The organism is Rheinheimera sp. 1928-s (assembly GCF_029269265.1).
In the GTDB taxonomy this organism is placed as follows: domain Bacteria; phylum Pseudomonadota; class Gammaproteobacteria; order Enterobacterales; family Alteromonadaceae; genus Pararheinheimera.
The window spans coordinates 1-1,021 of sequence record NZ_JARIXP010000023.1; the positions used below are offsets into that span (position 1 = coordinate 1).

2 tRNA genes and 1 rRNA gene are annotated in these 1,021 nt (G+C 46.3%); all 3 read left to right on the plus strand.

The features are described 5' to 3' along the window. Positions 1-74 precede the first annotated feature (74 nt). Positions 75-151: transfer RNA gene (locus P3C17_RS21200), tRNA-Ile, on the plus strand. Between the two features lie 100 nt (positions 152-251). Beyond that, a tRNA-Ala gene (locus P3C17_RS21205) sits at positions 252-327 on the plus strand. Between the two features lie 255 nt (positions 328-582). Further along, positions 583-1,021: ribosomal RNA gene (locus P3C17_RS21210) — 23S ribosomal RNA — on the plus strand; the annotation flags it as partial.

Consider the following 1,021-nt stretch of genomic DNA (forward strand, 5'->3'; position numbering starts at 1 on the left):
TTAGTTCGTGTAGTGTCCACACAGATGATTGATTGATACGTAGAGCAAACAGTAAGAACCATTGCGGTTACGGCTGGTCTGTAGCTCAGGTGGTTAGAGCGCACCCCTGATAAGGGTGAGGTCGGTAGTTCGAGTCTACTCAGACCAACCAAATTTCGCTTTATACTTCGTTGCTTCCCTACTCGCATACGAAAAAGTATGCTTCGCAGGAAAGCGCCTTGTCTAAAACGAAATTACCCGGTTTCCCAAATGGGGTTATAGCTCAGCTGGGAGAGCGCCTGCCTTGCACGCAGGAGGTCAGCGGTTCGATCCCGCTTAACTCCACCAAATTTACTTGATACTTCGTTGCATAGACCCTCACATACTTCAGTATGCTTCGGTTCTAGGCGCCTCGTCTGAAGTAAATTACATACTGTTTGAAATCTCAAAGACAACCATTCTTTCAAAGAATAGTTCTCTTTGAGCTTTATGCTCGAAGTGCTCTTTAACAAATTGGCAAGCTGATAGAAAGAAAACAAGGTAACAAACTATTTATTTGTGAACCTTATCACACCTTCAATTCCAGACATTTTGGGGTTGTATGGTTAAGTGACTAAGCGTACACGGTGGATGCCTTGGCAGTCAGAGGCGATGAAGGACGTGCTAACCTGCGAAAAGCTGTGAGAAGTCGGTAAGAGACGTTAGACTCACAGATGTCCGAATGGGGAAACCCACCTGATTTATCAGGTATCGTATGATGAATACATAGTCATACGAGGCGAACCGGGAGAACTGAAACATCTAAGTACCCCGAGGAAAAGAAATCAACCGAGATCCCCTTAGTAGCGGCGAGCGAAAGGGGGCTAGCCCTTAAGTTGATAAAGAGTTAGTGGAACGCTCTGGAAAGTGCGGCGATACAGGGTGATAGCCCCGTACACGAAAARGCTTTATCAATGAAAACGAGTAGGACGGGACACGTGGTATCCTGTTTGAACATGGGGGGACCATCCTCCAAGGCTAAATACTCCTGACTGACCGATAG